This is a genomic window from Sphingobium fontiphilum (genome assembly GCF_014196635.1).
GTDB lineage: Bacteria > Pseudomonadota > Alphaproteobacteria > Sphingomonadales > Sphingomonadaceae > Sphingobium > Sphingobium fontiphilum.
Window position 1 is genome coordinate 245599 of the sequence record NZ_JACIEB010000004.1, and the last position, 16165, is coordinate 261763.

General features: G+C 66.5%; 20 protein-coding genes. 15 read left to right on the forward strand and 5 right to left on the reverse strand.

Annotation, left to right across the window (positions count from 1 at the left end):
- The first annotated feature begins 18 nt into the window (after nt 1-18).
- The 14 genes from fliP to queE all read left to right on the forward strand — a co-directional run bounded on the left by fliP (nt 19) and on the right by queE (nt 11886).
- Nucleotides 19-765 carry a flagellar type III secretion system pore protein FliP gene (gene fliP / locus GGR44_RS10370; RefSeq protein WP_221214346.1) on the forward strand — a complete coding sequence of 249 codons (747 nt, stop codon included), beginning with the start codon at nt 19-21 and terminating at the stop codon, nt 763-765.
- A gap of 12 nt (nt 766-777) precedes the next feature.
- The gene (gene fliQ, locus GGR44_RS10375; RefSeq protein WP_183955506.1) at nt 778-1050 is read left to right on the forward strand and encodes a flagellar biosynthesis protein FliQ; all 273 of its coding nucleotides are present in this window, start codon (nt 778-780) and stop codon (nt 1048-1050) included.
- Nucleotides 1047-1829, forward strand: coding sequence for a flagellar biosynthetic protein FliR (gene fliR, locus GGR44_RS10380; RefSeq protein WP_183955507.1), 783 nt, complete (start codon nt 1047-1049; stop codon nt 1827-1829). The genes fliQ and fliR overlap by 4 nt, the downstream gene beginning before the upstream one ends.
- A gap of 1 nt (nt 1830) precedes the next feature.
- The gene (locus GGR44_RS10385) at nt 1831-2967 is read left to right on the forward strand and encodes an EscU/YscU/HrcU family type III secretion system export apparatus switch protein (RefSeq protein WP_183955508.1); all 1137 of its coding nucleotides are present in this window, start codon (nt 1831-1833) and stop codon (nt 2965-2967) included.
- Nucleotides 2945-4138 (forward strand): glycosyltransferase family 87 protein, encoded by a 1194-nt coding sequence (locus tag GGR44_RS10390; RefSeq protein WP_183955509.1) that lies wholly within the window; start codon nt 2945-2947, stop codon nt 4136-4138. Before GGR44_RS10385 ends, GGR44_RS10390 begins: the two co-directional genes overlap by 23 nt.
- 56 nt (nt 4139-4194) lie before the next feature.
- Nucleotides 4195-4662: a hypothetical protein gene (locus GGR44_RS10395; RefSeq protein ID WP_183955510.1), complete on the forward strand. Its 468-nt coding sequence runs from the start codon at nt 4195-4197 to the stop codon at nt 4660-4662.
- 75 nt (nt 4663-4737) lie between these two features.
- Nucleotides 4738-6144: a flagellar filament capping protein FliD gene (fliD, locus tag GGR44_RS10400; RefSeq protein ID WP_183955511.1), complete on the forward strand. Its 1407-nt coding sequence runs from the start codon at nt 4738-4740 to the stop codon at nt 6142-6144.
- 18 nt (nt 6145-6162) lie between these two features.
- Complete coding sequence (locus GGR44_RS10405) at nt 6163-6558, forward strand: flagellar export chaperone FliS (RefSeq protein WP_183955512.1); 396 nt, start codon at nt 6163-6165, stop codon at nt 6556-6558.
- 145 nt (nt 6559-6703) lie between these two features.
- On the forward strand, nt 6704-7900 hold the full coding sequence (locus tag GGR44_RS10410) for an aspartate aminotransferase family protein (protein ID WP_183955513.1): 1197 nt from the start codon (nt 6704-6706) through the stop codon (nt 7898-7900).
- 114 nt (nt 7901-8014) lie between these two features.
- Complete coding sequence (argF, locus tag GGR44_RS10415) at nt 8015-8944, forward strand: ornithine carbamoyltransferase (protein WP_183955514.1); 930 nt, start codon at nt 8015-8017, stop codon at nt 8942-8944.
- Nucleotides 8945-8988: 44 nt separating this feature from the next.
- Nucleotides 8989-9900, forward strand: coding sequence for an Hsp33 family molecular chaperone HslO (hslO, locus tag GGR44_RS10420; protein ID WP_183955515.1), 912 nt, complete (start codon nt 8989-8991; stop codon nt 9898-9900).
- A 200-nt stretch (nt 9901-10100) separates the two neighbouring features.
- Complete coding sequence (locus GGR44_RS10425) at nt 10101-10496, forward strand: DUF3617 domain-containing protein (RefSeq protein WP_183955516.1); 396 nt, start codon at nt 10101-10103, stop codon at nt 10494-10496.
- 45 nt (nt 10497-10541) lie between these two features.
- On the forward strand, nt 10542-11234 hold the full coding sequence (gene queC / locus GGR44_RS10430; protein WP_183955517.1) for a 7-cyano-7-deazaguanine synthase QueC: 693 nt from the start codon (nt 10542-10544) through the stop codon (nt 11232-11234).
- Between the two features lie 4 nt (nt 11235-11238).
- The gene (gene queE, locus GGR44_RS10435; protein WP_183955518.1) at nt 11239-11886 is read left to right on the forward strand and encodes a 7-carboxy-7-deazaguanine synthase; all 648 of its coding nucleotides are present in this window, start codon (nt 11239-11241) and stop codon (nt 11884-11886) included.
- 7 nt (nt 11887-11893) lie between these two features.
- Here queE and GGR44_RS10440 read toward each other — a convergent pair whose 3' ends face one another.
- From GGR44_RS10440 to lipB, 3 genes are all read right to left on the reverse strand, one after another.
- Nucleotides 11894-12580 carry a hypothetical protein gene (locus GGR44_RS10440; protein WP_183955519.1) on the reverse strand — a complete coding sequence of 229 codons (687 nt, stop codon included), beginning with the start codon at nt 12578-12580 and terminating at the stop codon, nt 11894-11896.
- 66 nt (nt 12581-12646) lie between these two features.
- The gene (locus GGR44_RS10445) at nt 12647-12919 is read right to left on the reverse strand and encodes a hypothetical protein (protein ID WP_183955520.1); all 273 of its coding nucleotides are present in this window, start codon (nt 12917-12919) and stop codon (nt 12647-12649) included.
- 58 nt (nt 12920-12977) lie between these two features.
- Nucleotides 12978-13685, reverse strand: a complete 708-nt coding sequence (gene lipB, locus GGR44_RS10450; RefSeq protein ID WP_183955521.1) for a lipoyl(octanoyl) transferase LipB — start codon at nt 13683-13685, stop codon at nt 12978-12980.
- Between the two features lie 81 nt (nt 13686-13766).
- On the opposite strand from lipB, the gene GGR44_RS10455 reads away from it, so the two are divergent.
- Nucleotides 13767-14567, forward strand: a complete 801-nt coding sequence (locus GGR44_RS10455; protein ID WP_183955522.1) for a DUF7847 domain-containing protein — start codon at nt 13767-13769, stop codon at nt 14565-14567.
- Between the two features lie 6 nt (nt 14568-14573).
- On the opposite strand, the gene GGR44_RS10460 is transcribed toward GGR44_RS10455, so the two are convergent.
- Together GGR44_RS10460 and hemF are read right to left on the reverse strand one after the other, a co-directional pair.
- A complete protein-coding gene (locus GGR44_RS10460; RefSeq protein ID WP_183955523.1) occupies nt 14574-15158 on the reverse strand; it encodes a GNAT family N-acetyltransferase in 585 nt (194 codons plus the stop codon).
- 5 nt (nt 15159-15163) lie between these two features.
- Nucleotides 15164-16024: an oxygen-dependent coproporphyrinogen oxidase gene (gene hemF, locus GGR44_RS10465; RefSeq protein WP_183955524.1), complete on the reverse strand. Its 861-nt coding sequence runs from the start codon at nt 16022-16024 to the stop codon at nt 15164-15166.
- Nucleotides 16025-16165: the final 141 nt, after the last annotated feature.

Consider the following 16165-nt stretch of genomic DNA (forward strand, 5'->3'; position numbering starts at 1 on the left):
CTGCTGGTTGCGGGCGTCATGCTCGTCGATCCGGCGCTGGCGCAGGCGCTGCCCGCCGCGCCCCCGGCTGCACCGCCGGTCGACAATGGCGGCGCGCTGACCCGCGCCATGGGCCAGATTTCCGGCGACGGCCGCTCGCTCTCGCTCTCGCTCCAGATATTGGTGCTGATGAGCCTGCTGACGGTATTGCCGTCGCTCATCCTGATGATGACCAGCTTCACCCGCATCATCATCGTCCTGTCGCTGCTGCGGCAGGCGCTGGGCCTGCAACAGACGCCGCCCAACCAGGTGCTGGTCGGTCTCGCCCTGTTCCTGTCGCTGTTCGTCATGCGCCCGGCCATAGACCAGATCAACGGCATGGCGTTCGACCCCTATGGCAAGGGGCAGATCAGCATCGAGGAAGCGGTCGGCCGCTCTGGCAAGGTGCTGCACGGCTTCATGGTCAAGCAGACGCGCGAGACCGACCTCAAACTGTTCGCCAACCTCGCCGAAGCGCCGCCCTTCCGCACGGCGGCGGACGTGCCCTTCTCGATCCTGCTGCCCGCCTTCGTCACCAGCGAACTCAAGACCGCGTTCCAGATCGGCTTCATGATCTTCCTGCCCTTCCTCATCATCGACCTGGTGGTCGCATCGACGCTGATGGCGCTGGGCATGATGATGCTGTCGCCCACCATCATTTCCATGCCGTTCAAGCTGTTGCTGTTCGTGCTGGTCGACGGCTGGGCGCTGACCATGGGCAGCCTCGCCAGCTCGTTCGCGACCTGACGGGGAGGGGCCATGGAAAACGCCGATTTCTTCATGGGACTGGCGCAGCAGGCGCTGTGGATCACCGCGCTCGCCGCCGCCCCCATCCTTATCCCCGCGTTGCTCGCCGGCGTGGTGATCGGCATGGTGCAGGCCGCGACCTCGATCAACGAACAGACCTTGTCCTTCATCCCCAAGATCATCGTCGTCGGCGTCATGCTGGCGATTTTCGGCGGCTCGATCATCGTGCTGATCGCCGATTTCACCCGCGAGATATTCGAACGGATACCGGACCTGCTGCAATGATCGCACCGGGCTTCGCTGGCGTCGAAACGCAATTGTGGATCTGGCTGATCGCCATGATCCGTCCCGGCGCGGCCTTCATCGCCGCGCCTGTGTTCGGCGCGAACGGCGTTCCCCTGCAATTGCGGCTGATCCTGTCGCTGGGCCTTGGCCTTGCCGCGCTCAACAGCGTGACCATAGAGCTGCCCGCCGACGGCGTCGCCAGCTTTCAGGGTTTCATGCTGGTTGCGGGCGAAGTGCTTGCCGGGCTGGCGCTGGGCTTTGCGGTCCAGATCGGCTATGCCGCCGCCTTCGTCGCGGGCGAAACCATCGCCAACGCCATGGGCCTTGGCTTTGCCGCCATGGTCGATCCGGCATCGGGCCAGCCGACGCAGGTCGTCGGCCAGTTTCTCTCGGTCCTCGCCACCTTCATGCTGCTCGCCATGGACGGCCACCTGATGCTGGCGAGCTTCGTCGTGCAAAGCTACACCGCGCTGCCGCCGGGCGGGCCGCTGCTGTCCAACGACGCCATCTGGGGCCTGGTCGAATTTGGCGGCGCGCTGCTGGGCGCTGGCGTCACCATTGCGCTGCCGGTCGCCTTTGCGCTGGTGCTGGTGCAGGTGGTGATGGGGATGCTGGCGCGCACCGCGCCGTCGCTCAACCTGTTCGCCGTCGGCATGCCGGTCGCGCTGATGGCGGGCCTTGTGCTGATGGCCATTTCGTTGCCGATCATGGGCGAAGGCATCACCATCTCGCTGAAGGCGGGGCTGGAAAAGGCCCAGTCGATCGCGGAGGGCCGCTGACATGGCGGGCGGCAACAGCGGCGGCGACAAGACCGAAAAACCGACCCAGAAGAAACTGGACGAAGCCGCCAAAAATGGCGACATCCTGCAATCGCGCGAACTGGCGACGGCGCTGGTGGTCATGGCGGGCATCGGCTGCCTGGCGGTCACCGGCCCGACCCTGGTCGAGGCGTTGCGCGACATGATGGTGGAGGCGCTGCGTTTCCGCCGGTCCGACATCACCGATTTCGCGCCGGCCGCGCGCGGGGCTGCATTGCTGTCGGGCGTCGCCCTGCCGGTGGCGGGCGTGCTGCTGGCGACGCTGCTGGCCGCTATCGCCGCGCCCGCCCTGCTCGGTTCCTTCGGCTTTCGCCCCGGCGCCTTCGCCCCCAAAATGTCGCGCCTCAACCCCGCGAGCGGCCTCAAGCGCATGTTCGGGATGCAGGGCCTCACTGAACTGGTGAAATCGATCGCCAAGGTCGGCCTGCTCGGCTGCATCGGCGTGTGGCTGGTCTGGGACCGGCTCGCCGCCATCGCCGGGCTGGGCCGGGCGGGCCTCGCCCCGGCGATCAGCGAACTGGGCGGCATGTTCATGTTCGTCTGTCTGGTGATGGCGGGATCGCTGTTCCTGATCGCGGGGATCGACGTGCCCGCGCAGATTTTCCAGCGCGGCAAGCGCCTCGCCATGAGCAAGCAGGACATCAGGGACGAGCACAAGGACAGCGAAGGTTCGCCCGAACTCAAAGGCCATCTGCGCCGCCGCCAGTTCGAGGTGCTGTCCGGCTCGACCCGCAAGGCGGTGCAGGAAGCCAGCGTCGTCATCACCAACCCGACCCATTTCGCGGTCGCGCTGCGTTACAAGCCGGGGCAGGACATGGCCCCGGTGGTCGTCGCGCGCGGCCGCGACGCCATCGCCGCCGCCATTCGCGAGCTCGCCGATCAGAATGGCGTGCCGGTGCTGCAATATCCCGAACTCGCCCGCGCCGTCTATTTCACCTCGCGCGCGGGGCAGATCGTCAACGAAGGGCTGTATATGGCGGTCGCCACCATCCTCGCCTTCGTCTTCCGCGTCGAAAACAGGATGGCGACCGAAATGGATCGCCCCTTCATTTCCGTGCCGCAGGATCTGCGCTTCGATGCCGACGGTCGCAAGCTCTGACCCGCACGACCCGTGGGCGACGCTGCGCCTTGCCGCGCTGCTGCTCGCCGGGCTTTACCTGCCCTATTATGCGCTCACCCTGGCGGCCGGGCAGGGGATATGGCGCGACGGCACGGGGCTGGTCGTCGGCCGCGATTTCCTGAACCTGTGGATCGTCGGGCGCGCCGCATGGGGCGACGATCCGGCCCGCCTCTACGATCTTGCCGCCTATGCCGACACGGTCGCCGCGCTGGTCGGGCCGGGCTATCCGGGCCAGCAATGGTCCTATCCGCCTACCACCCTGCTCGTCGGCGCGCCCTTCGGCCTGCTGCCCTATGGCGTGGCGCTGGCGCTGTGGACGCTGATCGGCACGGGCGCGCTCGCTGCCGCGCTGCGGTTGTGGACCCGCGACGCCCGCCTGATCGTCGCGTTGCTGCTGTGCCCGGCCGCCATCTTCGGCATGATGTCGGGGCAGTTCGCCGCGCTCGCCGCCGCCATCATCCTCGCTGTCCTTCGCTGGCGCGAAAGCCGCCCCTGGATTGCGGGCGCGCTGCTTGGCCTGCTGACGGTCAAGCCGCAGCTCGGGTTGCTCTTCCCCATCCTGCTGATCGCCACCGGCAACTGGCGCGCGATCCTTGCGGCGGGGGCGGTGACGCTGGGCCTTGCCGGGCTGACGGCGGTGCTGTGGGGGGCGGACATATGGCGCGTCTATCTGGAACAGGGGATCGCCAACCAGTCGCTGATCCTGTCCGATCCCGACCATCTGGCCGGGCCGTTCATGCCGACCCTGTTCATGAACCTGCGTGTCGCGGGGGTGGCGAGCGATGCCGCGGGCGCGGCGCAGGGCGCGCTGTCGCTGATCGCGGCGGCGCTGGTCTGGCGGCGATTCCGCCAGCGTCCCGATTCGCGCGACATTGGCGCCCATGCGCTGTTCCTCGCCTGCGCCATCGCGGCGACGCCCTATATGCTGTCCTATGACAGCCTGGCGCTCGCCATCATGGCCGCGCTGCTGCTGCCGCAGGAGCGCGATCGCGGCCTGCTGCTTGCCGTCATTTTCCTGCCGCTCATTCAGATAGTTGCCGGAAGCGTCGGGATACCCGGCCCGGCGCTGTTGCCGCCGTTGCTGGCCTGGCGCCTGCGCGCTCCTGCGGAAAAACATGTGCGCCTGCGAAATAATAACAAGGTGAATTAAAGTTTAGCCGCACCTGTCCGTCCTTTCTTCACGGGGACGCACAAAGATGGTGTGTCATGAGCGACTTTCTGTCCCGAAGCAGCGAAATCCCGCCGGTCGACCGGTCGGCGACTCGCGCGACAAGCCCGGTCGCGGCCATCCGCGCCGCCGGGGCCAAGGGGTCGGATCTCGACAATGCCCCCCGGCAGGGCTTCAACCGCGACAATGCGCCGATCCTCGTCGATGAAGAGTTGGCGGGCGCCGCCGAATATGCGCAGATGCAGGCCCGCATCGCCGACATATTGGCCGAATTGCGCGACCGCAGCGATGGGCTCAACGCTTCCGTCGCCGGCGCGGACGCCGCCATCCGCTCTTTGATGCCGGTGCCGGTGGTCATCATCCCCCCTGCGCCAGCGGACAGGAACGAACTGGAACTGGCCGTGGGCCTGGCCGAACGGATCACGCGGCAACGCGCCCAGGCGATCGCCGCCCATGCCGCTATCCGTCCCGGCACCGTCGAAGGAATGCTGGCGTCGGCGGCCTGATCGGGGCGCTTTCGAGAAAAACATTCCTAAAGGTCTTTGGCCTAGGGTCGTTCTTCGCAAGTGAAAGGACGAGCCATGCCCACCTCAGTCAGCAGCAGCATTACGAGCGCGCTCGGCGTGGGGTCGGGCATCGACATCTCGTCGCTGGTATCCAGCCTTGTCTCGGCCACGCGCGAGCCCAAGGAACAGGCGATCACCGGCCGCCAGTCCACCAACAGCGCGCGCATCTCCGCGCTCGCATCGGCCTCCGATTCGCTCGATACCTTCGCCGACGCGCTGAACAGCCTGCTGTCGGGCGCCGGCTATTCGGGTACGCCCGCATCGAACGACACCAGCATCGCGGCGGTCAGCCTGCTGCCCGGCGGCGTGCCCAACCTGCCCGCCCAGTTGGAGGTGCAGCAGCTTGCCTCGGCGCAGGTGCTCGCCTCCGCCATCGTTCCGGGCGCGACCTCCGCGTCGGCCGTGGGCATGGGCGATTTCACGCTGACCGTCGGCGGCCAGAGCGCGACCATCTCCATCACATCGGCCAACAACAGCTATGCCGGCCTTGCCAGCGCGATCAACGCGGCGGGCCTGGGCGTCACCGCGTCGGTCATCACCGACAATCAGGGCACGCGGCTGGTGATGAAGGGCGCGACCGGCGAGGCCAACGCCTTCACGCTGGAAAAGACATCGGGCGACGCCAGCCTCGACGCCTTCACCTGGGACGGGACGACCGGCGGCGCCAGCCGGCTGACGCAGGCGAAGGACAGCATCATCGTGCTCGACGGCGTGGAGCAGCATTACAGCAGCAACACCATCGACACCGCCATCGCCAATCTGCGCATCGACCTCAACAAGGCCGCGCCGGGCACGCTGGTGACGCTGGGCATGAACGAACCGACCAGCTCCCTTCGCGATCTGGTGGTGGAGTTTGTCGACGCCTACAACACGCTGATGAAGGGGCTGAACACCGCGTCGGCCTCGGGCGTCAATGGCGTTGGCAGCGGCGTGCTCAACAGCGAAGCGGCGGTGCGCGACATGAAGCGGCAATTGTCGCAGATGATGTCCACCGATCTCGCCAGCAGCGGCGCCTATCGCAATCTGGTCGACATCGGCGTCAAGACCAATCGCGACGGCACCATCGCGCTCGACACCGACAGGCTGGACGCCGCCATCGCGGCCGATCCTTCGGCCATCACCCAGATGCTCAATCCGGCGGTGTCGTCGGACAGCAATCCGGGCCTTGCCGGGCTGATGGACCGGGTGCGCGACGCCATCCAGGAAAAGGATGGCCCGCTGGCGACGGCGCAGGAAAAATACAAGAAGCTGGCTGAAACGCTGACCGAACAGCTCAGCAAGCTCGACGAGCAGATGACCGATTATCAGGCGCAGCTCACCACCGTCTACACCAAGATGGAGACGCGCCTTGCGGCGCTCAAGGCGACCCAGAGCTATCTGGAGCAACAGGTCGCCATCTGGACCAACAGCAAAGACAATTAAGACCGGGGATCAGGCACGATGTTGTATAATCAGGGTTATGCGGGCGGCACGGCGATGCGGCGTTATGCGGCGGTCCACTCGGGCAGCCGGACCGAAGGCGCGACGCCCCACGGGCTGGTCCGCATCCTGTTCGACGAATTGCTCCTCGCGCTGGACACCGCCGCGCTCGCCGAGCGTCAGGGCGACCGGCTGAAGGCGTCGGACAAGCAGGCGCGCGCCCTTTCCATCCTGTTCGCGCTCGAATCCAGCCTGGATTTCGACAAGGGCGGCGACATCGCCATGGGCCTGGCGCAAATCTATCGCGAAGGCCGCCGCCTGCTGCTGGAGGGCGCGCGCGAACGCAAGCCGGAGGATATCGATCAGGCCCGCGCCATGATCGCTGAAATCGCCGACGCCTGGAACCAGATCGGCTGAAAGACCGGGGGCGGCGCGCGGGTTGACCACCCCGCACACGCCCCTGTATAGGCGAGCCTCGCAAAGGGCGGCCCGGCGGGGGTCGCCTTTTTGCGTTTCTGCCTGTTCGCATACCCGCCGCACATGGACCAGAAGGGAAGGTAAGATGTCGATTACGCCGCTCATGCCCGTTTACCCCCGGTGCGATGTGCGTCCGGTGCGAGGCGAGGGTTGCTACCTGATCGGGGAGCGCGGCGAACGCTATCTGGACTTCGCCAGCGGCATCGCGGTCAACCTGCTGGGCCATGGCCACCCCAAATTGGTGAAGACCATCGCGGAACAGGCAGCGACGCTGATGCACACGTCGAACCTTTATGGCTCGCCGCAGGGCGAGGCCTTTGCGCAGCGTCTGGTCGACAACACATTCGCCGATACCGTGTTCTTCACCAATTCGGGCGCCGAAGCGGTGGAATGCGCGATCAAGACCGCGCGCCGTTACCATTATGCCAACGGGCAGGCGCACCGGCACAGGATCATCAGCTTCGACAACGCCTTTCACGGGCGGACGCTGGGCACCATTTCGGCGACCAGCCAGCCCAAGATGCGCGACGGTTTCGAACCTTTGCTGCCCGGTTTCACCGTGGTGCCGTTCAACGATCTCGACGCCGCGCTGGCGCAGATTGACGACAGCACCGCCGGTTTCCTGCTGGAACCCGTGCAGGGCGAAGGCGGCGTCACGCCTGCGACCCAGGCCTTCCTTCAGGGGCTGCGCGCTGCGTGCGACGAACATGGCCTGCTGCTGATCCTCGACGAAGTGCAATGCGGCTATGCCCGCACCGGCACCTTCTTCGCGCACGAACACTATGGGATCACGCCCGACATCATGGCGGTGGCCAAGGGGATCGGCGCAGGCTTCCCGCTGGGCGCATGCCTTGCGACGGAAGAAGCGGCCAAGGGTATGGTGTTTGGCACCCACGGATCGACCTATGGCGGCAATCCGCTGGCCATGGCCGTGGGGCAGACGGTGCTGGACGAGGTGCTGGCCGCCGGCTTCATGGACCATGTGAAGGCCATGGGCGCGCGTCTGCGCGCCGCGCTGGAACAGCTCATCCCCAACCATGACGACATGTTCGAGGATGTGCGCGGCATGGGGCTGATGCTGGGCGTCAGGATGAAGGACGCCTATGACGCGCGCGCCTTTGTCGGCCATCTGCGCGACCGTCACGGCCTGTTGTCGGTTTCGGCGGGGCAGAATGTGCTGCGCATCCTGCCGCCGCTGGTGATCGAAGAAAGCCATATCGCCGAAGCCATCGAGAAGATTTCCGCCGGTGCGCGGACCTTCGCGGCAGCCAAGGCGGCCTGACACTGTTCCCTCCGTTCGGTTCGAGCTTGTCGAGAACCGTTCTCGATACGCCTTCTCGGCTTCGCTCGAAGGCTAGTCGAACCGAACGGGGCGGTGGAAAATGGGGGAAACCCAATGACCAAGCATTTCCTCAATCTCTCCGATGCGGGCGGCGACGCCATCGCCGCGATGATCGCCGACGCCATCGACCGGAAGGCGGCGCGCGCGGGCAGGCCCAAAGGCGCGGCGGATGCCGACGCGCCGCTCGCCGGCCACACGCTGGCGATGATCTTTGAAAAGAACTCGACCCGCACGCGGGTATCGTTCGACATGGCGATCCGCCAGTTGGGCGGCACGTCGCTGATTCTCGACGGCGCGACCAGCCAGTTGGGGCGCGGCGAAACCATCGCCGACACCGCGCGCGTGCTCAGCCGCATGTGCGACGTCATCATGATCCGCACCGACGATCATGCCAAGATCGAGGAAATGGCGCACCACGCCAGCGTCCCCGTCATCAACGGCCTCACGGACCTGTCGCACCCGTGCCAGATCGTCGCGGACCTGTTGACCGTGGTCGAACATGGCCTGGCGTTGCCGGGCAGCCAGTGGGCCTGGCTGGGCGATGGCAATAATGTGCTCCACTCGATCATCGAGGCGGCCGGCCTGATGAAGTTCGACGTGCGCATGGGCATTCCGCAGGGCTATGATCCCGATCCCTCCTTTGCCGATGCGGCGCGCGCGGCGGGATCGACCATCACGCTGACCCGCGACGCGGCGCAGGCGGTGGCGGGCGCGGATGTCGTCGTCACCGACACCTGGGTGTCGATGGGTCAGGCCCATGCCGACGAAAAGCTGGCCGCGATGATGCCCTATCAGGTCACGACCGGCCTGATGGCGGGGGCGAAGCCGCAAGCCAAATTCCTCCACTGTCTGCCCGCCCATCGCGGCGAGGAAGTGGTGGAGGCGGTGATCGACGGTCCGCAATCGCTGATCTGGGACGAGGCGGAAAACCGCATTCACGCCCAGAAATCGGTGCTGCTCTGGGCGCTCGGCCGTCTGGGTTGAGTTTTTCGGCGCGCACCCCATCTTCGGCGCTTTCGGAGCAGTCATTGACCCCCCATCCCCATCTCGATCAGGCGCAGGGCTTCACCATCCCGTCGCGCAACGTGCGCGGCCGCATCGTGCGGCTCGGCCCGGTGCTGGACGCGATCCTGTCCGCCCACGCCTATCCCCCGGCGATCGAGCGGCTGCTCGGCTCAGCGCTGGTGCTGGGCGCGCTGCTCGGCAGCACGCTCAAGGATGTGGACGGGCAGATGACGTTGCAGGCGCAGACCGAACATGGCGTCGTTTCCCTGCTGGTCGCCGATTATCGCGGCGGGGAACTGCGCGGCTATGCCCAGTTCGATGCCGACCGGCTGGTCGAACTGGGCACGGACCCGTCGCTGTTCGGCCTGTTTGGCAAGGGCTATCTCGCCATCACCTTCGACCTTGCGACCACCGGCGAACGCTATCAGGGCATCGTGCCGCTGGAAGGGGCCTCGCTGGCGTCGGCGGCGGAACATTATTTCTTCCAGTCCGAACAGATACCCAGCATCGTCCATATCGCCGTGCGCCACGACGCGGGCGCGGGCTGCATCGCGGCGGGCCTGTTGCTGCAACATCTGCCCGAGGGCGAAGTGGGGCGCGAACGCCTGCATGTCCGCCACGATCACCCGGAATGGGAGCATGTGCAGGCGCTGGCGGGCACGCTCAGGGATGATGAGCTGACCGACACTGCATTGCCGCTGACCGACATATTGTGGCGCCTGTTCCATGAGGAAGAGGAAGTGCGGATCACCACCGCGACGCCGCTGTCTAAGGGATGCCGGTGCAATGTCGATCATATCCGCGACGTCATCGGCCGTTTTCCGCTTGACGAGCGCAGGGATATGGCGGGCGACGACGGCGTCATCACCGTCGATTGCGCCTTCTGTTCGCGCCTCTTCCCGCTGACGCTGGACAGTTTCGGCAGCCAGCACTGAAGAAATCACCCTGCCCCCTCAAGGGCGTGACGCAGCGCACAATCGCTAACGAAATTTGTCATTAGGGCGTTTGGCGGCAATTTGGCTATCAAAATGCCGCAATCCCGTCGCACAAGCGATGGATAGACAAAGGTCGCGCTTCCCCTGCCATGTGGCTTCCCCCTTGCCACAGGGCGTTTTTTTGAGGGTGCGGAAAGTTAATGGCGTTCACATTTCGGCTTGTGCCCGTTCTGGGCGGATTGATGATGCTTTCGGCGATGGCCAGTGCGGCCCAGGCGCCCGGATTGCTGCGCCAGCTGGAGCCGGGCGCGTGGGAATTGCGCGCCCGCGGCGAACCGCAGGTGCGGCGCCTGTGCGTCGCCAACCCTGAACAACTGCTCCAGGTCGAACATCCCCGCTCGCAATGCCAGCGTTATGTTCTGGCGGAAACGCAGCGCAGCCTGTCGGTCAGCTATGAATGCGGCGGGGCGGGCAGCGGCCGCACGGACATCCGCATCGAAACCTCGCGCCTGGCGCAGATCCGGTCGCAAGGGGTCGTCGGCGGCGCGCCCTTCGCCTGGACCATGGAGGCGCGCCGAGTCGGCGCCTGTCGGTGACCGGACCGCTTGCGCTGAGCGTCCGGGGCGACTAGCGCGAAGTCCATGATCGCCAATAAACAAAAATTCGCCGTCGTCCTCCTTTCCGGAGGGCTCGACTCCATGGTCGCGGGTGGCCTGGCGCGGGAAGCGGGCTACCGCCTGCTCGCGCTCACCATCGACTATAACCAGCGCCATCGTATCGAACTGCGCGCCGCGCAGAAGATCGCGACCGCGCTCAACGCCATGCGCCACATCATGTTGCCGCTGGACCTCACCGCCTTTGGCGGGTCGGCGCTGACCGACGACATCGCCGTGCCTAAAAGCGGCCTGGGGGACGGCATCCCCGTCACCTATGTCCCCGCGCGCAACGCCATCTTCCTCTCTCTCACTCTGGGCCTGGCCGAAGCATCGGGCGCCAGCGACATCTTCATCGGCGTCAACGCCCTCGATTATTCCGGTTATCCCGATTGCCGCCCCGAATTCATCGCCGCTTTCCAGAATCTCGCGACCCTCGCGACCAAGGCCGGGTTGGAGGGCCGTCCCATCCACATCAATGCGCCGCTCCAGCATATGACAAAGGCAGACATCGTGCGTGAGGCGCACCGTCTGGGGCTGGACGCGGGCATGAGCTGGTCCTGCTATGACCCGACGCCCGACGGCAAGCATTGCGGCCTGTGCGACAGCTGCCGATTGCGCGCCAGGGGGTTTGAGGAAGCGGGCCTGCCCGATCCCACGCTCTACGCGACGAAGCCCTGACCCCATGAGCTATGCCGTCAAGGAAATGTTCCTGACGCTCCAGGGCGAAGGGGTGCAGGCGGGCCGTCGTTCGGTGTTCCTGCGCTTTGCCGGCTGCAATTTGTGGAGCGGGCGCGAACAGGATCGCGCCGCCGCCGTCTGCCGCTTTTGCGATACCGATTTCGTCGGGACCGATGGCGATGGCGGCGGCAAGTTCGCCGATGCCGATGCGCTGGCCGCCGCAGCCCTTGGTTTCTGGGGCGAGGGGGAGGATGGGCGCTATATCGTCCTGACCGGCGGCGAACCCATGTTGCAGGTCGACGACGCGCTGGTCGACGCGCTCCATGCGCGCGGCTTCGCCATCGCGATCGAGAGCAACGGCACCTTGCCCGTCCATCCCGGCATCGACTGGGTCTGCATCAGCCCCAAGGCGGGGAGCACCGTCGTCCAGACCAGCGGCGACGAACTGAAACTGGTCTGGCCGCAACCGGGTGACGGCCATTCGGGCGATGATGTCGCGGCGATGGAGGGCTGGTCCTTCGCGCATCGGCTGGTCCAGCCGCTGGACGACGCCAACGCCCGCGACAATGCGCAGGCGGCGGTCGATTTCGTGCTGGCCCGGCCGCAATGGCGGCTGACGGTGCAGGCCCACAAATATCTGGGCCTGCGTTAGATCCATCCTAAGGGCGCGCGGCGAAGCGGGCGTTCCAGCTTCGCTGGCATTCCGGCTTCATCTTGCCCTTCTTCCAGCACTTCGCCTCCAGCGGCGGCAATGTGGGGGTATAGAGCCTGCCTGGGTCGCCATAGACCTGCTCGCCCGCCAGGATCAGCGCCTTCTTGATCGAGGGCAGCCCCGTCTGCGCCACTTCATACAGCTTGCCGCGATCCGCGAAGATCGCCTGCCGCCCGACCTCGCCCGCCGCCTGACAAAAGCCGCGCTGGGCGTGGACCGTGGAATAGGTTGACCAGATATGGGTGTCGTAATCGCTGGCGGCCGACTGGCCCGCCTTGCCCTTGCCCTTCACCCGCTGGAAATAGGCCAGCAGGCCGCTCACCGCGGCATCCAGTTCGGCGTCATGGTGGGCGATGGCGGCGTTATAATTACTGACCGCCAGCAATGTCGGTTCGAACTGGCATTGCAGCGCCGCGACATTGAGCGCGGCGCGCAGGTTCCACACCATGCCAGCGCGCAGTTCCGCCGGTGTCGCGCCGGGCAGTTCCAGAGAAACGGCGGCGGCCTCGTCGGTGAAAGGCGCGGCCGAAAAATCGGGCGGCGACCAGAAAAACTGGGCGGCGGCGGGCTGGGCCATCGCGCCCAGCGCCATCAGGGCGCTGGCGGCGATCGACCGGATCGGGGCGGTGAACATGGGCGCGTGTCTCTGATTGTCCTTACAGGGCCGACTGTATGAACCGGTCAGCGCCCGTTGCCAAGATCACTGGTCGGCCACGACCTCCGCGTCCGGGGCGGGGGCTGCGGGCCTGGCGGCATTGTCGGCGGCCGGGGCGGCGGTATTGGCCGTGGGCAGGGCGACGGCCGCGCCTTCGCTCTGTACCCCGTCCAGATCGGTCATCGCGTCGGTGGCGGTGCCGTCGACCACTTCCATATCCTTCATCTGGATGGCGTTGCCGCCCTTGTCGCCGCCGCCACAGGCGGACAGCAGCGCGCAGAGCGCAAGGGCAGCGGGCAGGATGATGGCCGGGCGCATTCGGTTCTCCATTGTTATCGGCTTTGACCCGGCGGCCCCCCACCGGCGACGCGCGACCCTAAACGCGCGTTTCGCATTGCTCAACCCCCGGGGGGCATTTGCGCAGGGCCGCCAGAAAGGCCGGGAAATGCGCGCGCAACGCTGTGTCCAGCGCAGCCATGGAGGGGCTCAGGCCCAGATCGGCGACGCTCGTCACCGGATATTCGCTGATCCCGCACGGCACGATGCCCGTGAAATGCGACAGGTCGGGATCGACGTTGATGGCAAAGCCGTGCAGCGTCACCCACCGCCGCACCCGCACGCCGATGGCGCCGATCTTCGCCTCCTGCCCCTGACGATTGTCCGTCCAGATGCCGATGCGTCCATCGGCCCGGCGCGCGGCGATGCCCAGGTCGCCGAGCGCGGCGATCAGCCAGCCTTCCAGATTATGGACGAAATTGCGCACATCCTTGCCCCGCGCGCCCAGGTCGATGTTGCAATAGCCGATGCGCTGCCCCGGTCCATGATAGGTGTAACGCCCGCCGCGCCCCGCGTCGTAGACCGGAAAGCGCGGGTCGAGCAGTTCGGCCGCATCGGCGCTGGTCCCGGCGGTATAGAGCGGCGGATGCTCCAGCAGCCAGACGCGCTCCCCCGCTTCCCCGGCTGCGATGGCGGCGGCGCGCCCCTCCATGTCGGCCAGCGCATCGGGATAGGGCACGGGCGCGGCGTCCACCCGCCATTCTACGGCGGCGTCGGGGCTGGAATCGCGTGGCTTGTCGATGGGCATGGGCCTTCCTTGACTTGAGCGGGGCGAGCGATCAAGTCTGCGCGCGCCCATGTCCGGGCAGATGGTGATGAGGGTTGGGCAATGGCAAGGCTGTCGGTGGGCAAGGCGTGGGAAGAGGGCATGGCCTTTGTCGGCCGGGAAAGCGCCCTGCTGTTGCCCGTGGCCATGCTGTTCATCGCCGTGCCGGCCTTTGCCGGGCAGGCGTTGATGCCGCCCGAACTTGTCGCGTGGATCGAAAATGGCGGCAAGGGGGCGATGCCCGACGTTCCCGCCAGCTTCTGGCTGCTGGCGCTCGTCGCCAACATCGTCGAGCTGTTCGGCGCGCTTGGCGTGCTGGCGCTGGCGCTGCGTCCGGGCATCAGCGTGGGGGAGGCGTTGCGCCTCGCCCTCACGCGCGCACCGATATTGATCGGCGCTTTCCTGCTGTTTTCCGCGCTGGTCGCGGGCGTGGTGCTGGTCGCGGCGCTGGTTGTCGGCGTGCTGGCCGCCCTGTCGGCGACCCTCGCCTATTTCCTCGCCGCGCTGATGGCCGCCGCCGCTGTGGTGGGTTCGATCATCCTGACCGGGCGGCTCATCATGCTTTATCCGGTGGTCATCGACACCGCTTTGGGCGTGCGCGACAGTCTGCGGGCGTCCTGGCGGATGACGGCGGGCAACCTGCTGCGCCTGCTCGGCTTCCTCGTCGCCATCATTTTCCTGTCCTTCATCGTCAGCGGCGCGGCGCAACTGGTGTCGGGCGTGCTGTTCGGGCTGATGATGGAGCGGGAGGTGGCGCGCACGGTCGCCATGGGCGTCGGTCTGGTCGTGTCGACGGTGATCCTCGTCTATATGCTGGCGACGCTGGCGCGCCTCTACCGCCAGCTTCAGCCCGCCGACGCCTGACCGGGGTTATCCCAGTTTCGGGATCTGCGGCGCGCAATCGGGCGGCATATGGCCGGTCAGGCGCGGATCGTCGAAAATCTCCACCTCGCGGGCGAAGGGCGTGAAGCCCGACCGGATATAGAAGGGCAGCGCCGCCGGGCTGTCGAGCGTGCAGGTGTGCACCCACAGCCGCGTCACATCCTTTCGCCAGCCCAGCGATTTGGCCTGCGCCATCAGCCATTTGCCATAGCCCCGGCCATTGAGCGCACTGACCAGCCCGAAAAAGGCCAGTTCGCATTCGCCCGCGACGCGAAAGTCCAGCTCCAGCAGGCCCACCTCATGGCCGCGCAGATCGGTCACCGCAAAAATCTGCACCGCCGGATCGCGGATGATGGCCAGCACATCCTCGTCCGCCATCACCAGCCGCGAAAACCACATCCAGTCTTCCCCCACCCGGCGGAACAGCGCGCGATAGGCGGCAAGGTCGGGCTGTTTCCAGGGCACGAGCCGCAGCGGCGCGGGCGGGAAGGGGGCGGGCCTGGGTCGCTCCCGCATTTCCAGATGGGTGACGATGGTGGCGATCTGTCGCCCGTCCACGGGGGTTAGCGCCATGGCGTTCAGCTCCAGCTTGCCATGGGCGGCAGGCTCATCAGGATCGCGTCGATATTGCCGCCGGTCTTGAGGCCGAACAATGTGCCCCGGTCGTGGACGAGGTTGAATTCGGCATAACGCCCCCGCCATTCCAGCATCCGGGCATAATCGTCGGGCGTCCATTCGCTGCCCATGCGCCGCCGCACGATGGGTGGATAGGCAGCAAGGAACGCTTCGCCCACTGCGCGGGTGAAGGCAAAATGGGCGTCGAACGCCGCATCGTCCGCGCATTCGAGATGGTCATAGAATATGCCGCCCACGCCGCGATGCACGCCGCGATGGGGAATGAAGAAATATTCGTCGGCCCACGCCTTGAACCGGGGATAATGGTCCGCGTCATGGGCGTCGCAGGCCGCCTTCAGCCCGGCATGGAAATCGGCGGTGTCCTCATCATAGGGAATGGGCGGATTGAGGTCCGCGCCGCCGCCGAACCAGCGTTTCGTCGTGGCCAGAAAGCGCGTGTTCATATGCACGGCGGGCACATGCGGATTGGCCATATGCGCGACCAGGCTGATGCCGGTCGCGAAAAAGCGCGGATCGTCGGCCGCGCCGTTGATGCTTTTGGCGAACTCGGGGGAAAAGGCCCCGCCCACGGTCGACACGTTGACGCCGACCTTCTCGAAAACCTTGCCCTTCATCACCCCGCGCACGCCGCCGCCGCCTTCGCCCGGCGCGATGCCGTCGGCCTCGCGGTCCCAGGGCGTATAGTCGAACGCCGCATCGCTTCCCGCTTCCCGCTCGATCGCCTCGAACGCGGCGCAGATCCGGTCGCGCAGGCTTTCAAACCAGGTGCGGGCGGCCTGTTGCTGGGGGTCGAGGATAAGCATGTGGCGATGGTCCTTGCGCGTTGCGGCCCTCGCGATGCCCGCCGCCGGGCCAAGTTTCAAGGGGGTAAGAAGGCCCCTGTCGGGGCGGGCGCTATTGACGGGCGCGCGGACTTCTGTTCCCACGGTCGCGATTGCGGCAAG